The organism is Streptomyces sp. NPDC005808, from assembly GCF_042871385.1.
Taxonomy (GTDB): Bacteria; Actinomycetota; Actinomycetes; order Streptomycetales; family Streptomycetaceae; genus Streptomyces.
The window spans coordinates 492,912-510,791 of record NZ_JBIAIK010000004.1 but is presented as its reverse complement, the minus strand read 5'-3'; the positions used below and the strand labels follow the sequence as shown (position 1 = coordinate 510,791).

15 protein-coding genes and 1 pseudogene are annotated in these 17,880 nt (G+C 71.5%); 7 read left to right on the top strand and 9 right to left on the bottom strand.

Annotated features, from left to right (window positions below; translation table 11 throughout):
• Positions 1–67: 67 nt before the first annotated feature.
• Entirely contained in the window at positions 68–1,531 is a 1,464-nt protein-coding gene (locus ACFYPC_RS12750; RefSeq protein WP_388674279.1) for a VWA domain-containing protein, read from the bottom strand.
• A gap of 314 nt (positions 1,532–1,845) precedes the next feature.
• Between ACFYPC_RS12750 and ACFYPC_RS12745 the strand changes: the two genes are divergently transcribed.
• Positions 1,846–3,909 (top strand): PhoX family protein, encoded by a 2,064-nt coding sequence (locus ACFYPC_RS12745; protein ID WP_388674277.1) that lies wholly within the window; start codon positions 1,846–1,848, stop codon positions 3,907–3,909.
• Between the two features lie 137 nt (positions 3,910–4,046).
• Here ACFYPC_RS12745 and ACFYPC_RS12740 read toward each other — a convergent pair whose 3' ends face one another.
• The 5 genes from ACFYPC_RS12740 to ACFYPC_RS12720 form a co-directional block, all read right to left on the bottom strand.
• Positions 4,047–5,984, bottom strand: coding sequence for an FUSC family protein (locus tag ACFYPC_RS12740; protein ID WP_388674275.1), 1,938 nt, complete (start codon positions 5,982–5,984; stop codon positions 4,047–4,049).
• Between the two features lie 27 nt (positions 5,985–6,011).
• Positions 6,012–7,016 (bottom strand): endonuclease/exonuclease/phosphatase family protein, encoded by a 1,005-nt coding sequence (locus ACFYPC_RS12735; protein WP_388674273.1) that lies wholly within the window; start codon positions 7,014–7,016, stop codon positions 6,012–6,014.
• Positions 7,017–7,128: 112 nt separating this feature from the next.
• Positions 7,129–7,569, bottom strand: a complete 441-nt coding sequence (locus ACFYPC_RS12730; RefSeq protein ID WP_388674271.1) for a hypothetical protein — start codon at positions 7,567–7,569, stop codon at positions 7,129–7,131.
• A 109-nt stretch (positions 7,570–7,678) separates the two neighbouring features.
• Entirely contained in the window at positions 7,679–8,482 is an 804-nt protein-coding gene (locus ACFYPC_RS12725) for an alpha/beta fold hydrolase (RefSeq protein WP_388674269.1), read from the bottom strand.
• Positions 8,483–8,626: 144 nt separating this feature from the next.
• Positions 8,627–9,553, bottom strand: coding sequence for a hypothetical protein (locus tag ACFYPC_RS12720; protein ID WP_388674267.1), 927 nt, complete (start codon positions 9,551–9,553; stop codon positions 8,627–8,629).
• 233 nt (positions 9,554–9,786) lie between these two features.
• Here ACFYPC_RS12720 and ACFYPC_RS12715 point away from each other — a divergent pair, with 233 nt between their 5' ends.
• Positions 9,787–10,374, top strand: a complete 588-nt coding sequence (locus ACFYPC_RS12715) for an SH3 domain-containing protein (protein ID WP_388674265.1) — start codon at positions 9,787–9,789, stop codon at positions 10,372–10,374.
• A gap of 72 nt (positions 10,375–10,446) precedes the next feature.
• On the opposite strand, the gene ACFYPC_RS12710 is transcribed toward ACFYPC_RS12715, so the two are convergent.
• Positions 10,447–10,827 carry a hypothetical protein gene (locus ACFYPC_RS12710; RefSeq protein ID WP_388674263.1) on the bottom strand — a complete coding sequence of 127 codons (381 nt, stop codon included), beginning with the start codon at positions 10,825–10,827 and terminating at the stop codon, positions 10,447–10,449.
• A 217-nt stretch (positions 10,828–11,044) separates the two neighbouring features.
• Between ACFYPC_RS12710 and ACFYPC_RS12705 the strand changes: the two genes are divergently transcribed.
• The 3 genes from ACFYPC_RS12705 to ACFYPC_RS12695 all read left to right on the top strand — a co-directional run bounded on the left by ACFYPC_RS12705 (position 11,045) and on the right by ACFYPC_RS12695 (position 14,426).
• Positions 11,045–11,686 (top strand): NAD(P)-dependent oxidoreductase, encoded by a 642-nt coding sequence (locus ACFYPC_RS12705; RefSeq protein ID WP_388674261.1) that lies wholly within the window; start codon positions 11,045–11,047, stop codon positions 11,684–11,686.
• A 29-nt stretch (positions 11,687–11,715) separates the two neighbouring features.
• Positions 11,716–13,113: a SpoIIE family protein phosphatase gene (locus ACFYPC_RS12700; RefSeq protein ID WP_388674259.1), complete on the top strand. Its 1,398-nt coding sequence runs from the start codon at positions 11,716–11,718 to the stop codon at positions 13,111–13,113.
• Between the two features lie 83 nt (positions 13,114–13,196).
• A complete protein-coding gene (locus ACFYPC_RS12695) occupies positions 13,197–14,426 on the top strand; it encodes a hypothetical protein (protein WP_388674257.1) in 1,230 nt (409 codons plus the stop codon).
• Here ACFYPC_RS12695 and ACFYPC_RS12690 read toward each other — a convergent pair.
• Entirely contained in the window at positions 14,405–15,649 is a 1,245-nt protein-coding gene (locus ACFYPC_RS12690) for an amidohydrolase (protein WP_388674255.1), read from the bottom strand. The two genes, ACFYPC_RS12695 and ACFYPC_RS12690, sit on opposite strands and share 22 nt — an antisense overlap.
• A gap of 281 nt (positions 15,650–15,930) precedes the next feature.
• Here ACFYPC_RS12690 and ACFYPC_RS12685 point away from each other — a divergent pair.
• Positions 15,931–16,107 (top strand): annotated as a pseudogene (locus ACFYPC_RS12685) (Uma2 family endonuclease); the annotation flags it as partial.
• Positions 16,108–16,173: 66 nt separating this feature from the next.
• Here ACFYPC_RS12685 and ACFYPC_RS12680 read toward each other — a convergent pair.
• Positions 16,174–16,311, bottom strand: coding sequence for a hypothetical protein (locus ACFYPC_RS12680; protein ID WP_388674253.1), 138 nt, complete (start codon positions 16,309–16,311; stop codon positions 16,174–16,176).
• A gap of 153 nt (positions 16,312–16,464) precedes the next feature.
• On the opposite strand from ACFYPC_RS12680, the gene ACFYPC_RS12675 reads away from it, so the two are divergent.
• Positions 16,465–17,808, top strand: coding sequence for a helix-turn-helix domain-containing protein (locus ACFYPC_RS12675; RefSeq protein WP_388674251.1), 1,344 nt, complete (start codon positions 16,465–16,467; stop codon positions 17,806–17,808).
• The last annotated feature ends 72 nt before the right edge of the window (positions 17,809–17,880 follow it).

The following is a 17,880-nucleotide window of genomic DNA, read 5'->3' as shown; positions in this document are numbered from 1 at the left end:
GTGACGATTGCCGAGATGGAGCCCGGGGTATAGATCCGGGCTCCATCGGCTTGTCCAGCGGGTCGGGCTACGGGCGCCAGTTCGCCAGTACGCCCTCGTAGACCTCCGCGTCCGTCAGTTCGCGCGGGGTCGGGCCCGCGTGGAAGAAGGCCGCGTTGTCGGTCTTCAGCTTGCGGAGGTAGTCGAAGGCCTTGTTGTCCGTCTCTCCGAAGGCGACGAAGGAGAAGAAGACGGAGGGGTGGCTCTTCGCCGCGTCCGTGAGGGACTGGGTGGCGGGGGTCTTGGCGTCGGGGGCGCCGTCCGTCTGGAAGACGACGAGGGCCGGGGCCGTGGTGTCCGACTTCTGGTAGTGCGTGAGGACTTCCTCGACGGCCACGTGGTAGCTCGTACGTCCCATGCGGCCGAGGCCCGCGTGGAGCTCGTCGACCTTGTTCTCGTGGTCGGTGAGGGTGAGCTCGCCGGTGCCGTCCAGCTCCGTGGAGAAGAAGACGACGTGCACCGTGGCCTCGGGGTCGAGGTGGGCGGCGAGGGCGAGGGTCTGCTCGCCGAGTGCCTGGGCGGAACCGTCCTTGTAGTACGGGCGCATGCTCGCGGAGCGGTCGAGCACGAGGTAGACCTTGGCGCGGGTGCCGGTGAGGTTCTGTGTCTCGAGGGTGGTGGCCGCCTCGGCGTAGGCGGTGAGGAGGCTTGCGGGTACGTCTGCCTGGGCGGCGACCGGGGTGAGCGGCTGCGGCTCGGGCTGGGGCTCCGGCTGGGGCTCCGGCTGGGGCTCCGGTTCGGGGGTTTCTTCGGCCTTCGGCTCCGAGATTTCCGGTTCGGGGGTCGATTTGGCCTTGGCGGGTTCGGGGGTTTCTTCGGCCTTCGGCTCCGAGATCTCCGGCTCGGGGGTCGATTCGGCCTTCGGCGTGGAGGTCTCCTCGGCCTCCAGCGCGGGGGTCTCTTCGGCCTTCGGCTCCGCCTCCGTGGCTTCGGGTACCTCCGTGACCTCGGCTTCCGGCGCGGTGACCTCCGTGACCTCGGCGACCGGCTCGGTCTCGGCGACCGGCTCGGGCTCAACCGCCGGCGCAGGCGTCTCCGCCTCAGCCTTCGTCTCCGCCACAACCTCGGCCTCGGCCTCGGCCTCGGCAACCGGCTCGGCCACAACCTCGGCCTCCGGTTCGGGCTCAGCCTCCGTCGCGACCTCCGCCTCAGACGCAGGAGTCGGCGTCGGTGTCGGTGTCGGCGTCGGTGTCGGTGTCGGCTCCGGAGTCCGAGCCGAAGGAACCGTCACATTGTCGAACGCCGCCGACACCAGCTCGTCCACAACGGACGGATGGGGCTCGGGGGCCGGAGCCGGGAGTTCCGTGGCTGGTTCCTGCCGGAGTTCGGAGGACGGTGCCGGAATCTTCGGCTCGGCCTCCGGCCCGGGAGCCTGTGCGGAAACCTGTGCCGGAACCGTCGGAGTCGAAGCCTCCCGCGAGGTCTCCCCGTCGGTGTCACGGCCCTTGCGTGAGCGGCCGAACGCATTCCGCAAGACGGTGAGAATGCCCATGTGCGCAACCCTTCGCGTGAGTTGGTGCCCGTCAATCCCTGGCCAGGACGGACACGTAAGGTTAGCGGTCACAGATGGTGATCTTGGGCAGGGGCGGAGTATGAGGGCCGCACTCGTCAAGACCGCGTCCCCGACGCGACCCGCGACCCGCCGTGCCGGCACCCTCGATCAGTCCTCGCGGAAGCTACCCGCGTAGCCTCAACCCCCCTCAGGACCCCACGGGTTCACCCCTCGTTCACCCCGGTGGCCTGTTTCCGCACATACGCACCATCTAGCGTCACGCTGAAACCAAGGGACCGCATGGGGAGAGCAAAGTGCGCAGACTTCTGCCATTGATCGGAACGCCCGAATCGCATCCCGGCGGCAGGTCGGCGATGACCTGTCTTTACCGCTGTGGCAACGCCTGTTTCCATGACATACCGAACCCGACCGAGAACGAGTACGTCGGTGACGTCATCGCCACCGCGCTGAGCCGCCGTTCGATGATGCGAGCCGCGGCCGTCGTGACCGTCGCGACGGCGACAGGCGCAGCCGTCGTCGGCACCGGCGCCCCGCAGGCGCAGGCAGCGACCGTCGAGACGACCTCGAAGAGCGACAAGGCGGCGCGCGGCCTCCGCTTCACGCCCGTCGCCCCCAACCTCACCGACGCTGTGGTGATCCCCGACGGGTACGCCCAGAACGTCGTGATCCGCTGGGGCGAGCCCATCCTCCGCGGCGCCCCCGCGTTCGACCCGGACCGGCAGACCGCCGCGGCGCAGGCGGGCCAGTTCGGCTACAACAACGACTTCCTGGCGCTGCTTCCGCTCCCCGGCGAGCGAGGCCGCCAGATCCTCGTGGCGAACCACGAGTACACGGACGAGATCCTGATGTTCAGGGCGTACGACGCCGCGAACCCGACCCGTGAGCAGGCCGAGATCGCCTGGGCGGCGCACGGCTTGTCCGTCGTCGTGGTGGAGGAGGACGAGCGGAGCGGCAAGCTGACCGCGGTCCCCCGTCACCCGCTCAACCGCCGGGTGACCGCGACCACCGAGTTCAAGGTGACCGGACCGGCCGCCGGCTCGGCCCTCCTCAAGACCTCCGCCGACCCGACCGGCACGAAGGTCCTCGGCACGCTCAACAACTGCGCGGGCGGCGAGACCCCTTGGGGCACGACGCTGCACGGCGAGGAGAACTTCAACCAGTACTTCGCCAACAGCAGCCGTCCCACCGACGCCCGCTACGGCATCGGCACCGGCGCCACCGAGCGCAAGTGGGAGCGTTTCGACAAGCGCTTCGACGTCGCCCAGGAGCCGAACGAGGTCCACCGCCACGGCTGGGTCGTCGAGCTGGACCCGTACGACCCCACCTCCACGCCCCGCAAGCGCACCGCCCTTGGCCGCTTCAAGCACGAGGGTGCGACCGCCCGCCTCACGGACGACGGCCGCCCGGTCCTGTACTCCGGTGACGACGAGCGCTTCGACTACTTCTACAAGTTCGTCGGCAGCAAGAAGATGAAGAAGGGCAGCTCGCGCTCGGTCCGCGAGCACAACCTCACCCTGCTCGACGAGGGCACCCTGTACGTCGCCAAGCTCACCGGCGACTCCCCGGCGGCCGAGATCGACGGCACCGGCAAGCTGCCCGCCGACGGCGAGTTCGACGGCGGCGGCGTGTGGATCCCGCTCGCGACCGCCACCGCGAAGGGCGCCGTCTCGCACGTCGAGGGCATGACCGCCGAGGAGGTGTACGTCTTCACGCGCCTGGCCGGTGACAAGGTCGGCGCGACCAAGATGGACCGCCCCGAGGACATCGAGCCGTCGCCGACCAGTGGCAAGGTGTACGTCGCGCTGACGAACAACACCAACCGCGGTGTCGGCAGCAACGCCAAGGCCGACGAGGCCAACCCGCGCAACGCCAACAAGCACGGGCACGTCCTCGAGCTCACCGAGTACCGCAACCGCCCCGAGAGCACGACCTTCGGCTGGTCGCTGTTCCTCGTCGCGGGCGACCCGACCGACCCGGCCACCTACTTCGCGGGCTTCCCGAAGGAGAAGGTCAGCCCGATCTCCTGCCCGGACAACGTGGCCTTCGACCCGCACGGCAACCTGTGGATCTCCACCGACGGCAACCAACTCGGCTCGCACGACGGCCTGTTCGGTGTCGCGACCAAGGGCGACCGGCGCGGTGAGCTGAAGCAGTTCCTGACCGTCCCGCACGGCGCCGAGACCTGCGGTCCGCTCGTCCAGGACCGGCGTGTGCTCGTCTCCGTCCAGCACCCGGGCGAGATCAGCGGCGCGACCGTCGAGAAGCCGGCGAGCATCTGGCCCGACGGCCCCGGCAAGATCGTCCGCCCGGCCGTCGTCTCCGTGTGGCGCAAGGACGGCTGCGACATCGGCGTCTGACCGACATCGGCGTCTGACGAACGCCGGCGTCCGACCGACACCGGCGTCCGACCGACACCGGCGTCGGACAGCAGTAGCCACCGAGGACGGGGGCGCCCCTTGGCCGAGGGGTGCCCCCGTCCTCGTACCACCGGCTGTCAGTGCTGCGACGTGATCGCCCGGGCCGCCGCGACCTCCTGCCGCAGTGGCTCCAGGACGCTGCCCGAAGGCCCGGTGAGGTCGGTGCGGACCTCGAAGAGCACGTCGGTCTTGCGCAGCCCCTCGGACAACTCCCGTAGCTGCAGGGCGACTTGGCTGATCTCGCCGGACGAGGGCCGGGCGGCGCCGTGCCGGATGCGTACCCCGGCCGCTGTCGTCGCGTCGACGATCCGTTCCACGGCGACGACGAGCGGCAGCCAGGCGGCGGCGCGCCGGCCGTTCGGCGGCGGTTCGGTGAGGGCGCGCTGGAACTCCGTACGGATGACGGAGAGATCGCGGTAGAGGCCGCGCCGCATCCGGGCGCGGGCGGCGGAGTCGGCGTCGTCTCCGACGGCGTGCTCCACATACTCGGCGGTGTCCGCGACCGCGTCCGCGAGCCGGTCGCCGACCCGGGTGTGCCAGCTCTCCGGCCACAGCAGATATCCGGCGACGATGGCGATCGCGCACGCCAGGAGGGAGTCGACCAGGCGCGGCACCAGGAGCGCGGTGCCCTGGTGGTTGAGGACGTCGGAGAGCAGCAGGATCACCGGGGTGACGGCGGCGGTCTGGTAGCCGTATCCGCGCCGGGTCAACGCCGGGATGAGCGGCGCCAGGACGAACATCGCGGGCACGTCCCACCAGCCGAGCGGTACGACGGCGAGGACCCCGGCCGCGACGACGAGCCCCGCGACCGTGCCCAGCGCGCGCAGCAGCGCCCGGGAGAAGACGGAGCCGAAGTCGGGCTTCATCACGAAGGTGACGGTGAGGGCGACCCAGTACGAGCGCGGCACCGGGACGATCGAGACGAGGACCTGCGCGAGCCCGATGCACAGGGCCAGGCGCAGGCCGTAGCGCCAGGAGGCGCCGGACAGGACGACGTTGCGCGCGGTGCGGGCGGCGCGGACATGCAGGGCGGCGGGCCTCCCGAGCGGGTCGGCGGCATTGCGTGCGTCCGGCGTCCGGTGGGTCACCACGGCGGCCGCGTGCCGCAGGGCGTGGTCGACGGCGCGCGCGGTCTCGTTCTCGGGCAGGGGGAGCTTGAGCACTGTCGGGCCGCGGTGGCCGGTCTCCACGGCCTCGGCGAGGTGCCGCAGGGCGGCGGGTACTTCGGCCGGCAGCGGCTTCCCGTACTGGTGGGCCGCCGGAGCCGCTTCCACGACGGGTGTCACGGCGTTCAACTGGGCGAGCAGGCGCACCAGTTCAGGGTTACGGCCGTGGTGGAAGGCGCGCCGGGCGAGGATCAGGTCGTAGGACTGGTTGAAGGACTCGGTGACGGCGAGGCGGAGGTCGTCGTACTTCGCGGTCCCGCTCGCGGCGAGCAGATCCGCCACCGTCCGGTAGCTCGCGGCCACCGCGGCCCGTTCGGGCACCCCCGACCGCAGCGGCCAGGCGAGCAGCGCCAGGGCGAGTACGAGGAGCCCGCCGCCGGACATCAGCAGCGGCGCCAGCCACCACTGGCCCGGCAGGGGAAGCCCGGCGCCGATCGCACAGTAGAGGAGCAGCAGCAGGCCGGACACGGAGGCCACGGCGCCGATCGACGAGATCATCCCCGACAGGAGTGCGACGAGGGTGACGGCGCCCACGGTGACCCAGCCGTGTCCGAACGCGAGGGTGCCGATGGTGACGCCGATCGCGCCGAAGAGCTGGGGGACGGCGATGTTGAGGATCCGCATGCGGTAGGCGTCGGCGGTGTCGCTGATGACTCCTGACAGGGTGCCCATGGAGGCGAGGGCGCCGTACCCCGGCTGTCCGGCGGCGAGGCCGATGGCGAGCGGCAGGGTCATCGCGATCGCGGCGCGGGCGACGGCGGCCCAGGGGATCGGGGCCGGTTGCGGTTTGAGGTTCCTGACCAGCCAGTCGGGAGGCGTGAGGCGGCTGATGGGGAGCTGGCGGAACATTGCCCCAGTATGGCGGCCGGCCCTGTGTCAGCCGTGTTGGTGGAGGGTGAGGTCGACGACGAGTGCGTGGTGGTCGGAGCCGGTGAGGGGGAGGAAGGCGGCCTTGCGGGCGGCGATGTCCCCGGAGACCAGCACATGGTCGATCTGGGCGCCCAGGGTGGGGGCGGTCCGGGAGGGCCAGCTCGGGGTGCGGGCGGCTCCGGCGAGGCGGGCGCCGTCGCGCAGACCGGTGTCGAGGATGCGGCGGAACGCGGCGTGGTCCTGGGAGGCGTTGAAGTCCCCGGCCAGGATGGTGGGCCCCTCGCTCGCCGCCGCGTAGTCGCGCAGCGCGCCGAGCTCGCGCCGCCAGACGCCGACCTGGCCGGGCAGCGGGGGCATGGGGTGCGCGAGCTGCAGCCGTACGTCGTGACCGGCCACGTCCGCCACCGCGCCGGGCATGCCCATGGTCGTCTTGCGGATGCCGTCGGCGGCCTTGAGCGGGAACCGGCTGAGGATCACGGACCCCGCGGATCCGGCGCCCTCGACGGCCTCCCGGTACGGGAACGCCCCGCCGCTCCCGCCGAAGGCGTCCCGCAAGGCGCGGGAGCAGGTGTACTCGCACTCCGTCACGAACACGACGGCGGGCTTCTCCCGCTCGACGGCGCCGATCAGCGCGTCGGTCGCTCGCCCGAACTGCACGTTGGCGGTCATCACCCGGAGTTCCGCCAGCGGCGTCCCCGTGGGTGAGCCGGTCTTCCCGTACGGCTCGATGTACCAGGCGAGACCGCCCAGCACGGCCACCCCCCACACCATTCCGGTCCGCCAGCGGGCGAGCAGCGCGAGCGCGAGTCCGAGCCCGGCGGGCGCGAGCAGCCACGGCAGGAACGCCAGCAACTGCGGTACTGGTGTGATCCCGTCACTGTCCCCGACCCGGAAACCGAGAACCACACTCACCCCGGCCAGCAGCAGACCCGCGAGCCACATCCCCGGACCCCGCCGGCGCCCAACGGCCTCCTCCGGCCCGGTCCACCGGTCCGCCGCCGCAGTGTCCAAGTCCAGGCCCCGGCCTTTCGCTCGTCCGCGAGGGGGTGCGGAATTCTCCCCTCAGAACCCTAAGGACGAGATGAGGCGGCCGTGGGTTGCCCTGGAGGCCGGTGCCGGGGGACTACTTCGTGGTCGACGGGCGTCCCGCCGTGGCCAGGGCCCAGATCACGAAGACCGCGATGGCGATGGAGATGATCGACCAGAAGGGGGCGTAGGGGAGGAACATGAAGTACTCGACCATGGAGAGGGCGGCGAGGCCGATGCCGACGCCGCGGGCCCAGGGCTTGCCCTGGAGGATGCCCCAGCCGGTGACGGCCACCAGGACGCCGATGACGAGGTGGATCCAGCCCCAGGTGGTGAGGTTGAACTCGTAGACGTAGCTGCCGAGGCGTGTGTAGACGTCGTCGGCGGCGATGCCGGCGATGCCGTTGAGCACGCTCAGGATGCCGCTGACCATCATCAGGACACCGGCGAAGACGGTGCCGCCGGTGGCCCAGGCCGAGCCTCCGGCCGAGGCTGTGGGGTGCTTGGGGTCGAAGGGCGGCGCGGCGTGCTGGGTCATTGGGGTCTCCTCGAAGCTGGCCTGGAGGTCACTGGCAGGTTCGCCCCGGGGGCGGAGGGCACGCATCAGGGGTGGGCCGAACGGGTGAGCCGCCGCGAAGCCCTCCGGGTCAGCCGTCCACCTCTGCCAGGAAGCCCGCCAGTGCCTCGTTGAACTCCTCCGGGCGCTCCAGGTTCGGCATGTGCGCCGCCGAGTCGATCACGCGGAGCGTGGAGTCGGGGAGCGCCGCGTGCATGGCCTGTGCGTCGGAGACCGGGGTGAACTCGTCGTCGGCGCCCACGACGACGAGGGCCGGGACCGTGACCCTGGTCAGCAGTGAACGGTAGTCGGGGCGTTCCGCGCGGCCGCGCAGGGCCGCCGCCGCGCCCTCGGGGGAGGACGCGGTCATCATCCGGTGCACGTGCCCCGCGACCTGCGCGTCGGCGTACGGCGCGACCATCTTGTGCAGCACCTCGTCGGCGTAGCCGCGCATGCCCTCGCGCAGCAATCGGTCCGCCATCGCGTTGCGCGTCTTCTTCCCCTCGGGTGTCTCGGCGCCCGGGAAGGTGTCCGCGAGGACCAGACCCCGGATGCGCTCCGGGAACTGCCGGTAACACTCCATGACGATCTGCCCGCCCATCGACAGCCCGGCGAGGACGAACTCCTCGGTCCCGAGGTCGTCGAGGAGCGCCGCGATGTCCTCGGCGAACGTCGAGAGCGGGGTGACGCCGGGCACCACCGGGGAAGCGCCGTAGCCGCGCAGGTCCGGGGCGATGACCCGCCGGGAAGGGGCGAACGCGGCGATCTGGGGGGTCCACATCGTGTGGTCGAAGGGGTGGCCGTGGATCAGGACGAGGGGGAGCGCGGCGGAGTCGGCGTTCCCCTCGTCTGCGTAAGCGAGGTACGGGGGGTGGTGCGGGAGGTCGGCTGCCATGGTCACGAGCCTAGGCACGGCCAACTCCCCAGTGCAATAAGATCTTTGGTCTAGTGCAATGAGGAGAAGGCCGGGCTGTCCCACACGGCTGGGCCGCTGGACACGGCTGGGTTGCCCGCGGCACGGCTGGGCCGCACGACACGGTCATGCCCCGACCTGCGTCGCGCCCTCCGCCTGAGCCTGAGCCTGATCCTGCGCGGGCGCCCCCGTCGTTGCCGCCCGCCGGTGCCGGGCGTGCCGGGCGTACGCGCCGGCGAGCAGCGCGATGACGGCCACGGTGACGCCGAGGGCGAGGAGCAGCCAGCAGGCGAGGCGGAGCGTGGACGTGAGGGCGTCGTACACCGCGCCCGCCGCCGTGTGGGAGACGCCGGCCGGCAGGTCGGAGAGGGTGAGCCGGCGGCCGACGGCGATCGCGAAGCCGAGCAGTGCGGCGCCCAGCGCGGTGCCGAGCCCCGTGGCGAGCACCGCGCGGCGGCGGCACACCGCGACGAGGATTCCCGCGAGGGTGAGGACGACGGAGGCCGCCGGCAGCCAGAAAGCGGCGACCTCGAGCACGTGGAATCCCTTCCGGAGCCGGACCAGTTCCTCGGCCCCGAGCACCGTGACCTCGGTGTGTTCGACGGGGATACGGTCCGCCAACGGCATGTGGTCGGCGGCGAGTTGGCGCTTCACCCGCTCGGTGACGGTCGCGAGGTCGACGGTCACCGGGCCCGCGCTGTCGTCACGCAGCGCCCGCATCACGGCGTCGTGCGCGGCCTTGTTCGCGGCCTCCCACGCCGTGCGGTACGCCTCCGTCTGCGTGAACGAGCGAACCGCGTCCCGCACGAAGGAGTTCACCGGCCCCTGCATGCGCGGCCGTACGTGGACCTCCCGCATGATCCCGTCGGCGACCCCGGCCGTGATCGCGTCCCGCACGTCCGCGTCGGCGGCGAGCGGGGCCATGGTGGCCTCGTAGCGGGCCCTGTCGCCGATCCCGTACAGCGCCCAGGCCGAGAGCGCGCCCAGCGGCGTGAGCAGACAGGCGAGGACGATCAGCGCGGCCGACAGGGCGCTGCGGGCACGGTGGGACACCCCTCCAGGCAAGACCTCCACGGCGCGCGGCGCGACCGTTCTGGCTGCAAATGGGCGCATACGACAAGCCGTACGGGCATACGACAAGCCGTACGGGGAGCCGGGCTCCGGTGCGGAACTCACCACGTACCGGCGCACCCGCCCGCAGCCCAGTAACCGCACGGCCCGCGTGCTCTCCGGTGGAGCCCTCACCCGAACGGGTGTTACCTGGTTCTGGGGAAAAGGAGGCCGATATGCGCACCAACCCGGCCCTGCGGACCCTTGCTGTGGGCCTGTTCACCGGCGGTGTTCTCACCGTCGCCGTGGCGGGCACCTCGGCGGCGGCCACGCCGGCGCACACCACCTCCGGTGGCGGCGGCTCGGACAGTCCCATATGGGGCACCGTCGTTTCCCGCGGCCACATGAACGTACGAGAGGACCCCACCACGTACTCGTCCGTCGTCGACAGACTCTCGCCGGGCAGTCAGGACCGCGTCCTGTGCGCGGTGCAGGGGCAGAGCGTCTTCGGCAACACGGAGTGGTTCTGGCTAGTCGGGGCACAGGGCTGGGCCAGCGCCGAGTTCGTGGACATCGGCAGGCAGTGGGTGCCCAGCTGCCAGGACCCGTGCCCCGGCTGGAAGGACGGAGCCTGGGACGACGACAACTGGAAGTACGGCGACAACAGCTGGAACAACGACCACCAGGACAACAACGACCGGTGGAACGGCGGTGACTCCGCCTCCAGTTCGTCCGGTTCCTGGAGTTTCAGCGCCTCCGGTTCATGGAGCTGGAGCATCTCCGGCTCCTCCGCGAGCTCCTGGGACTGGGGTCCCAGGGGATAGGTGAGTGAGGGAGGCACCCGGGGCCCGGCGCAGTAGCCGGGCCCCGGGTGCTGTACGTCGAGTGTCGGGCGGTCAGTCGACCCGGTGCCCCTCGGCGTCCTCGTGGGTGTAGTAGCGGTAGAAGAGCACCGCGAACACGCTTCCCGCGATCGCCAGCGACATGATCACCGACCGCAGGACGGTGTGGCCGGTCTGGCTGTAGAGGAAGCCGAACGCGATGCCCGCGAACGCCATCCACATCAGCGCGTGCAGTTCGCGCTTCATCAGCGGCGCCATCATGCGTACGCCGATCCAGGCCGCGGCGAACGCGATGGCGCAGACGAAACCGAACAGCACGTTCCAGCCCGTGATCGCGGCGGTGTCGCGGTTGATGGCCGCCGCCCAGAAGCCGTAGACGAGACCGCCGACGACGGGCATCGCCCACTTGACGAGGCCCGCCGCCCGCGGACCCATGAGGTCGTACAGGAAGCCGGGCCGATCCGGTCCGGTTGTGCGCGATCCGGTTTTCCGCGGTCCGGTTGTACGTGGTGTCCCTGACGCCGGTGATGCGGGTGCTGCCTGAGCCATGGGAGCACTCCTCTCTCCTCGCCCCTGCCTACAGGGCACACCTGGCCCGGGTGCCTGGCAAGTCGGGATGCGGGGCTCGGCGCACCGTGTTTCGCTGAGCTTCATGAAGCTCGTACTCTTCGGCGCCACCGGCATGGTCGGCAGCCGTATCGCCACGGAGGCTTCGGCACGCGGACACCAGGTCACGGCCGTGAGCAGGTCCGGGCAGTCCCCGGTGCCCGGAGTGACCACGGCGGTGGCCGACATCTCGGACCGGGCCAGGGTCGCCGAGCTGGCGGCGGGCGCGGACGCGGTGGCGTCGGCGTGCGCGCCGCCCCGGGACGGCGCGAATCCCCAGGCGCCCTTCCTCGTGATGAACCAGTCGCTGGTGGAGGGGGTCCGGGCGGCCGGAGTACGGCGGCTCGTCGTCGTAGGGGGAGCGGGCAGCCTGGAGGTCGCGCCCGGTCAGGCACTGGCGGACCAGCCCGGCTTCCCCGAGGACTACCTCCCCGAGGCCCTCGCCCAGCGCGACGTCCTCACCTACCTCCGCACCCTCGACGACGAGGGCCTCGACTGGACCTATGTGTCTCCCGCCCCCGAGATCGCCCCCGGCGAACGCACGGGCCGGTTCCGGATCGGCGGCGACCAGCTGCTCACCGAGGACCACCACGCGGGCCGGATCAGCGCCGAGGACTACGCGGTAGCCTTCGTCGACGAGCTGGAGAAGGACGCCCATCCGCGGGCCCGGATGTCGGTCGCGTACTGACGGGCACGAGGAAGAGGCGGTACGGCGAGGTGGGCAGCCGGTGGTCCGGAATCGAGCAACTGCCCCCCGCTGGACGGGCGGACCCGGTCCAGCGGCAGAAGATCCTGCGGTTGCGCGGCCGAAGCGTCGGCTGGGTGCCGCCGCTGCTCCTCCTCATCGGCATCACACTGGCCGACGCGAACACCTCCGGCGAGTTCCGGATCATCTCGTGGATCGTGCTCGTGCCGGGTATCGCGGCGGCGATCTGCGGGGTGTGGGGCACGGGCGCGTTCGCGGTGCTCTCGCTGATCACCTACTTCACCGTCGACACGTCCTGGCCGCACCAGTACCAGACCGGCCTGCCCGACTTCATCCTCGTCGCCGTGGGCGGCGTCCTCGCGACACTGGCCTGCGCGGTCCGGGTCCGCGGCGAGCGGCGCATGCTGCACATGCAGGACGTCGCCGAGACCACCCGGCGCACCCTGCTGCGCCCGCTGGCGCCGGGCTGGGGCGGTCTGGACCACGCGGCCGTGTACCTCGCCGCCGACAGCGAGGCCCGCGTCGGCGGCGACTTCTACGACATCCAGCCGGGCCTGTACGGCACCCGCGTGCTCCTCGGCGACGTCCAGGGCAAGGGACTCAAGGCGGTGGAGACGGCGGCCGCGCTGCTGGGCACCTTCCGCGAGTCCGCGTACCACGAGCGTCTGCTGCGCACCGTCTCCGAACGCCTGGAGATCCGCATGCTCCGGCACGTCCACTACTGCGCGGCGCTCGGTTACGACGAGGACGACCGCTTCGCGACGGCGATCCTGGTCGGCTTCCCCAGGGCCGCCTGGGAGGGCCCGACCCGGCGCGACAGTTCGAACCCGCCCGAGGGCCTGGTCCCGCCTGGGGGCGTCGTCCGTCCAGAGGGGCCGGTCCGTCCCGAGGGCCCGGTTCTGTCTGAGGGCTCGGTCCGTCCCAAGGGCCCGGTTCCGCCTGACGGCCCGGTCCCCAAGGACGGCCCGGTCCCCCCTGACGGTCCGGCTCTGCCCGCCTCCATCGACACCGTCGAGGTCATCAACTTCGGCCATGAACCGCCGCTCGTGATCACCCCCGACGGGGTGCGTTCGCTGCCGCCCGGGGACGGACTCCCGCTCGGGCTCAGCGAGTTGACGTACCACCCGGCGCCGCTGATCGTCGTCCCGCTCGCCTCCGGCGAGACCCTGCTCCTCGTCACGGACGGGGTGACCGAGGCCCGCGACTCCGCCGGGGCCTTCTTCCCGCTCCGCGACAGCGTGGCCCACGCCGTGGCGGAGGACCCGGGCATCGCCGATCCGCAGCTCCTCGTGCAGTTCGTCCGCGACGCCACCCTGAGGCACTGCGGCGGCAGGCTGGCCGACGACACGACGATCTTCGCCGTACGACGTCGGCAGCCTTCTGTGAGTGAGGGACAAGCCGCGTCATAGCAGGGCGTTTGCACTCCTGTCTCCCTCCTTCGCAGGTGCAGCGGTTACGGTGCTGGCGTAAGTGATCGATGGGGAGGGAACCTGTGCCCGGAACCGTGCTGCTCCTTGCGGCCTCGCCGGTGGGCAAGGGGCGTCTCGTGGACGCGGCCTCCGTGCTACCCGTACTCGCGGCGGTGTCCCCCGCCGTCCTGTCCGGCGCGGACACCGCGAACGTGGTCGAACTCGCCGACCCGCTGGAGCCGCAGGCCGTCCTCACCCGGCTGCGCGCCGCGGCGGCGGCCCCCGGCCCGCTGACCATGTTCGTGACGGGCCAGCTCCAACTGGACCGCCGCCAGCGACTCCCCCATCTCGCCCTGGCCCGCACCACCCCGGCGACGGTCCGCTACACCGCCTTCCCCTGGCACTGGATCGCCGAGGAACTGAGGCTGCGCCCGCCCGGCACGACGAGCATCCTGGCCGACCTCCACGCCGACCCGGAGACCTGGCAGCACCTGACCGCGCATCCGCTCGCCGCGGGCCGGACCGCCGCGCTGTACGGCCGCGTCGCGCCGCCTCCGCCGCGCCGTACGGTGGCGTCGCCGACGTACATGAAGGCCGTGGCGACCCTTCTGCGCAGCGGTCACCGGCCGTCGCTTCCGCAGCTCCATCAGCACGCGTTGACGCGCATCGCGGGGGAGGGCGGGTACGGGGACATGGTGCTGTTCTCACCCCGTCCGGCGTTTGAGGACGAGGCCGTCCAGGCCGAAGCGGGGGCCTGGGGGCGGCAGCCCCCGGGTACGGGACGGGTAGGGGCGGAGGGGGCGAAAAAACCCACCCCGGCATCCATCCCGGCATCCACCCCGGCACCCGTCCCGGCCCCAGCCCCGACCGTCCATGCCCTCATCACCGCCGCCGTGCAGTCCGAGCGGCACGGCGAAGCCGACGCGCTTGCCGCCCGGCAGGAACAGGAGGCCCTGCGGATGTACGGGCCGGCCTCCGAGCAGGTGCTGCACTGGATGGAAGTCCGTGCGGATCTCGCGATGTTCGCGGGGGACCCGGTCCGCAGCTGCCGGACCTGGCTCGCGGTCGCGAACGCCCGGCTCGGCGCGGGCCAGCCCCCGGACGCGCCCGCCGTCGAGACGGCCGCCGACCGGGCCCACCACCAGTGGAGCAGCATCGGCGACGTGGCACCGGCCCGCGAACTCGGCGCCGCCCTGGCCCACTTGCGCCACCGGGTCCCCGGCCGCCGGGAGGGCGCGCTGAGTCACGTACAGAAACACCTGGACGAACTCCGGGCGACGGAACTCGCCGGTCAGCCGACGGGGGCGAGGTAGGTGAGCGCCCCGGACACCAGCGTCCGTACGCCCGGTGCGACCACGGACAGGTCGGGTGCGAAGTGCGGGCTGTGGTTGCTGGGGACGGCGTCGAACCTCGTCATCAGGTCCTCGCCCGGCGCCTCGTCCCACACCGCGGCCGGAGTGCTCGTCACGAACCAGTAGGCGTACGGCAGCTTGCCCTCCGCGAGCAGCGAGAAGTCCTCGCTGCCCATCGCCGGGCCGGAGTCGAAGACGGTCCCCTCGCCGAACACCTCGCGGTGGACGCCGGCGACACGGTGGTCGGTCTCCGGGTCGTTCACCGTCGCCGGGAAGCTGTTGCCCAGTGTCACCTCGGGCTCGCGCGGGCAGCCCGCGGCGAGACACTCGCCTTCGGCGATCCGGCGAATGGCCGTGATCATCCGGTCCCGGACCGTGTCCGACTGCGTACGGAGGTTGAGCGAGATACGGGCGGTCGCGGGGATGATGTTCGAGGCCGTTCCCGCCTCGATACGGCCGACGGTCAGGACCGCCGACTCGCGCGGGGCGATCTCGCGGCTGACGACGGTCTGCAGCCGGGTCACGATGTACGCGGCGGTCACCACCGGATCGACGGTGGTCTCCGGCCGCGACCCGTGCCCGCCCCGCCCGTGCACCACGATGTCGACGTCCGTCGTCGCCGACATGATCAGCCCCGGCACATGCGCGTACAGGCCCGCGGGGCCCGGCGTCACATGCTGGCCGAGCAGGACATCGGGGCGCGGAACGCGGGCGTAGAGCCCGTCCGCGAGCATCGCGGCCGCGCCCTTACCGGACTCCTCGGCGGGCTGGCCGACCAGCAGCAGCGTCCCGGACCAGGCGTCCCGTCCGGCGGCCAGCGCCGCCGCGGCGCCGGCCAGCCAGGTCACATGCATGTCGTGCCCGCAGGCGTGCATCACCCCGGGCGTCCCGGAGGCGTACGCCAGCCCGGTCTCCTCGGACACCGGCAGCGCGTCCATGTCGGCGCGCAGCAGCACGGTCGGGCCCTCGCCGTTGCGCAGCAGCCCGGCAACTCCGGTGCCACCGATGCCCTCGTGCGTCTCGAAGCCCGCCCCGGTCAGACGCTCGGCCAGCTTCGCCGCCGTACGGTGCTCCTGGAAGGCCAGTTCGGGGTGGCGGTGCAGGTCCCGGTAGAAGTCCTCCAGCGCGGAGACCGGGAGGTCGGCGGTGATTTCCAAGGCGACGCGTGCGGCGGCAGAGGTCATGAACGCAGCGTAGACCGGCTTGCTGTCGTCCGGACTGCGGCGTTCACCACGCTCGGCGGGACCGTTCGCCGGCCCGGCCCGGGCCGGGATCCCGCTTGACGGGGCACGCGAACCACACCGACCTTCACCTCCCTCGAATCTGCCACTTCCCGGCGCGGAAACGTAACAGCACGCTCGTTCGAGTGAACCGTTCCGGATTCCGTATACGGACCGTCGGTCTACGCTGGGACTGTCGCGCTGAGCGAAGGATGTCTGTCGTGGAGACGGTGGAGCCGATCATCATGCCGGGGTACCAGGGTGAGGCCATTCACGGTCCCTACGACGATCCTGACGGCGAATACGAGCTGCCCCACTACGTGGGCGGCGTGAGCGTCGAGCAGGCCTTCGAGCTCTTCAGTGCGGCTGCCCCCGAGGGCTGGCGCGTGGAGCTGGTCGAAGGGGAGATCTGCGTGGTGCCACTGGACACGTCGGAATTCTGACCGGACGTCGCTCGTCAGCTGGACCCCCAGCTTCGAGGACCGGATCTAGCGCGTCGCGCTCGCGACCGGCGCCGGGTCGGCCGCCCGTGCGGGGCCCGCGTTCGCGGCCAGGAGCAGCGCGGCGACGGCGATGACAGCCGCGCCGAAGCCTCTTGAGTAGCGGGTGGTAATACGTCGGAGCATGGCGACCTCGCAACGACAGCGGCGTATTAAGCGGGTTTAACCTCGCGCTTAACGTAGGGGCTCTGAGTGTCAAAGGGCAAGGCAATCAAGGGGAGTTGGAATAATAGTCAAAAGTTGACCGAATGTAAGTCGGCGTACTGGCATCCTTGAGTCATGGCGGAGCGCGACGACCCGGAGATCATCGGGCGCAGGGTCCAACAGTTGCGTATGAAGCTCGGGTTGACGCAGAAGCAGTTGGCGGAGCCGGTGTACACACCCGCTTACATCTCCACCCTGGAAGCCGGACGGGTGCGGGCCTCCGAGCCTGCGCTCAGGCACATCGCCGAGCGCCTCGGAGTGGCGTACGAGGAACTGACCACCGGCCGTCCCACCCATCTCGCCACCGACCTGCGGCTGCGGCTCACCGACGCGCAGCGCACCCTCGCCACCGGCGAGGCCGAGGTCGCGGCGGAGCAGTACGACGGGCTCCTCGCGGAGGCGGACGCGCACCGGCTGGTCGCGGAGCAGGCCGCCGCGCTGTTGGGGCTCGGTGAATGTGCCCTGGAGACCGGGGATCTGGAAACGGCGCGGAAGCGGTTCGAGGAGTCCGAGGGGCGGTTGGGCGACGCCCCGCTGCCGAACCGCGTGCCGGCCATCCGTGGCCGCGCGGTGTCCCACTACCTCGCCGGTGAACTCCGTTACTCCTGCTACCTGTTCGAGTCCACCCTCGACGAACTGAACCGCACCGGGATGCACGACCCCGACGCCCTCCTGCTCCTCTACACCGGCATCATCGCGCCCTACATGGACATGGGCGCGCACGCCCGCGCCGCTCAGGCGGCCGAACTCGCCCTCGCGCTGGCACCGCAGGTCGGCGACCCGGCGCTACTGGCCCGTATGCACCGGTCGGTCGCCCGGACGATGATCGCCGAAGGCCGGATGGCGGAGGCCGACGCCTCGCTGGCCAAAGCCGCCGAGCTGTACCGCCAGCTTCAGATCCGTACGGAACTTGCCAACTGCCACTGGATGCGTGGGTACTTGTACGTCCAGAACGGCGAACTCAAGCGCGCGGAAGGTGAGTTGAGGGAGGCCCGGGCCATGCTCTCCGCCAAGCGCGCCGCCCTCTACACCAGCCAGGTCGCCGTGGAGCTGGCGGACGTACTGCACCGGCGCGGGAAGTCCGAAGAGGCCGCCACCTTGCTGCACGAGGTGCTCGGCGACCTCAACTCCGAGCGCGGCGCCGTCCACTCGGCCGGCGCGCACCGCCTCCTCGGGATCATCGCGGAGGACGCCCGGGACACGGAATCGGCGGAGGAGCACTACGTACGCGCGCTGAGCCTCCTGGAACGGGCCGGCGCGGCGGGCGACCTCGCCGACCTGTGCCGCCTCCTCGGCGACCTGCTGCGACGCACGGGCCGCGTCGAGGCCGCCCTCGATGCGTACCGCACGGGCCTCGGCCACCGCACGGCCCCGGGCACCACCACCCTGGGCCCGGCGCCGGCCCAGCCCCCACTGTGAGTTTTTCGGCCCCGGGTTTCAGCCCGCCCGGCGTTTGAGGACGAGGCCGTTCAGGCCGAAGCGGGGGTCTGG

Coding starts and splice junctions, on each gene's coding strand:
- ACFYPC_RS12705 (WP_388674261.1), top strand. CDS start 11,045: ATGAAGCTCGTACTCTTCGGCGCCACCGGCATGGTCGGCAGCCGTATC.
- ACFYPC_RS12740 (WP_388674275.1), bottom strand. CDS start 5,984: ATGTTCCGCCAGCTCCCCATCAGCCGCCTCACGCCTCCCGACTGGCTG.
- ACFYPC_RS12690 (WP_388674255.1), bottom strand. CDS start 15,649: ATGACCTCTGCCGCCGCACGCGTCGCCTTGGAAATCACCGCCGACCTC.
- ACFYPC_RS12750 (WP_388674279.1), bottom strand. CDS start 1,531: ATGGGCATTCTCACCGTCTTGCGGAATGCGTTCGGCCGCTCACGCAAG.
- ACFYPC_RS12680 (WP_388674253.1), bottom strand. CDS start 16,311: ATGCTCCGACGTATTACCACCCGCTACTCAAGAGGCTTCGGCGCGGCT.
- ACFYPC_RS12730 (WP_388674271.1), bottom strand. CDS start 7,569: ATGACCCAGCACGCCGCGCCGCCCTTCGACCCCAAGCACCCCACAGCC.
- ACFYPC_RS12725 (WP_388674269.1), bottom strand. CDS start 8,482: ATGGCAGCCGACCTCCCGCACCACCCCCCGTACCTCGCTTACGCAGAC.
- ACFYPC_RS12715 (WP_388674265.1), top strand. CDS start 9,787: ATGCGCACCAACCCGGCCCTGCGGACCCTTGCTGTGGGCCTGTTCACC.
- ACFYPC_RS12675 (WP_388674251.1), top strand. CDS start 16,465: ATGGCGGAGCGCGACGACCCGGAGATCATCGGGCGCAGGGTCCAACAG.
- ACFYPC_RS12710 (WP_388674263.1), bottom strand. CDS start 10,827: ATGGGTCCGCGGGCGGCGGGCCTCGTCAAGTGGGCGATGCCCGTCGTC.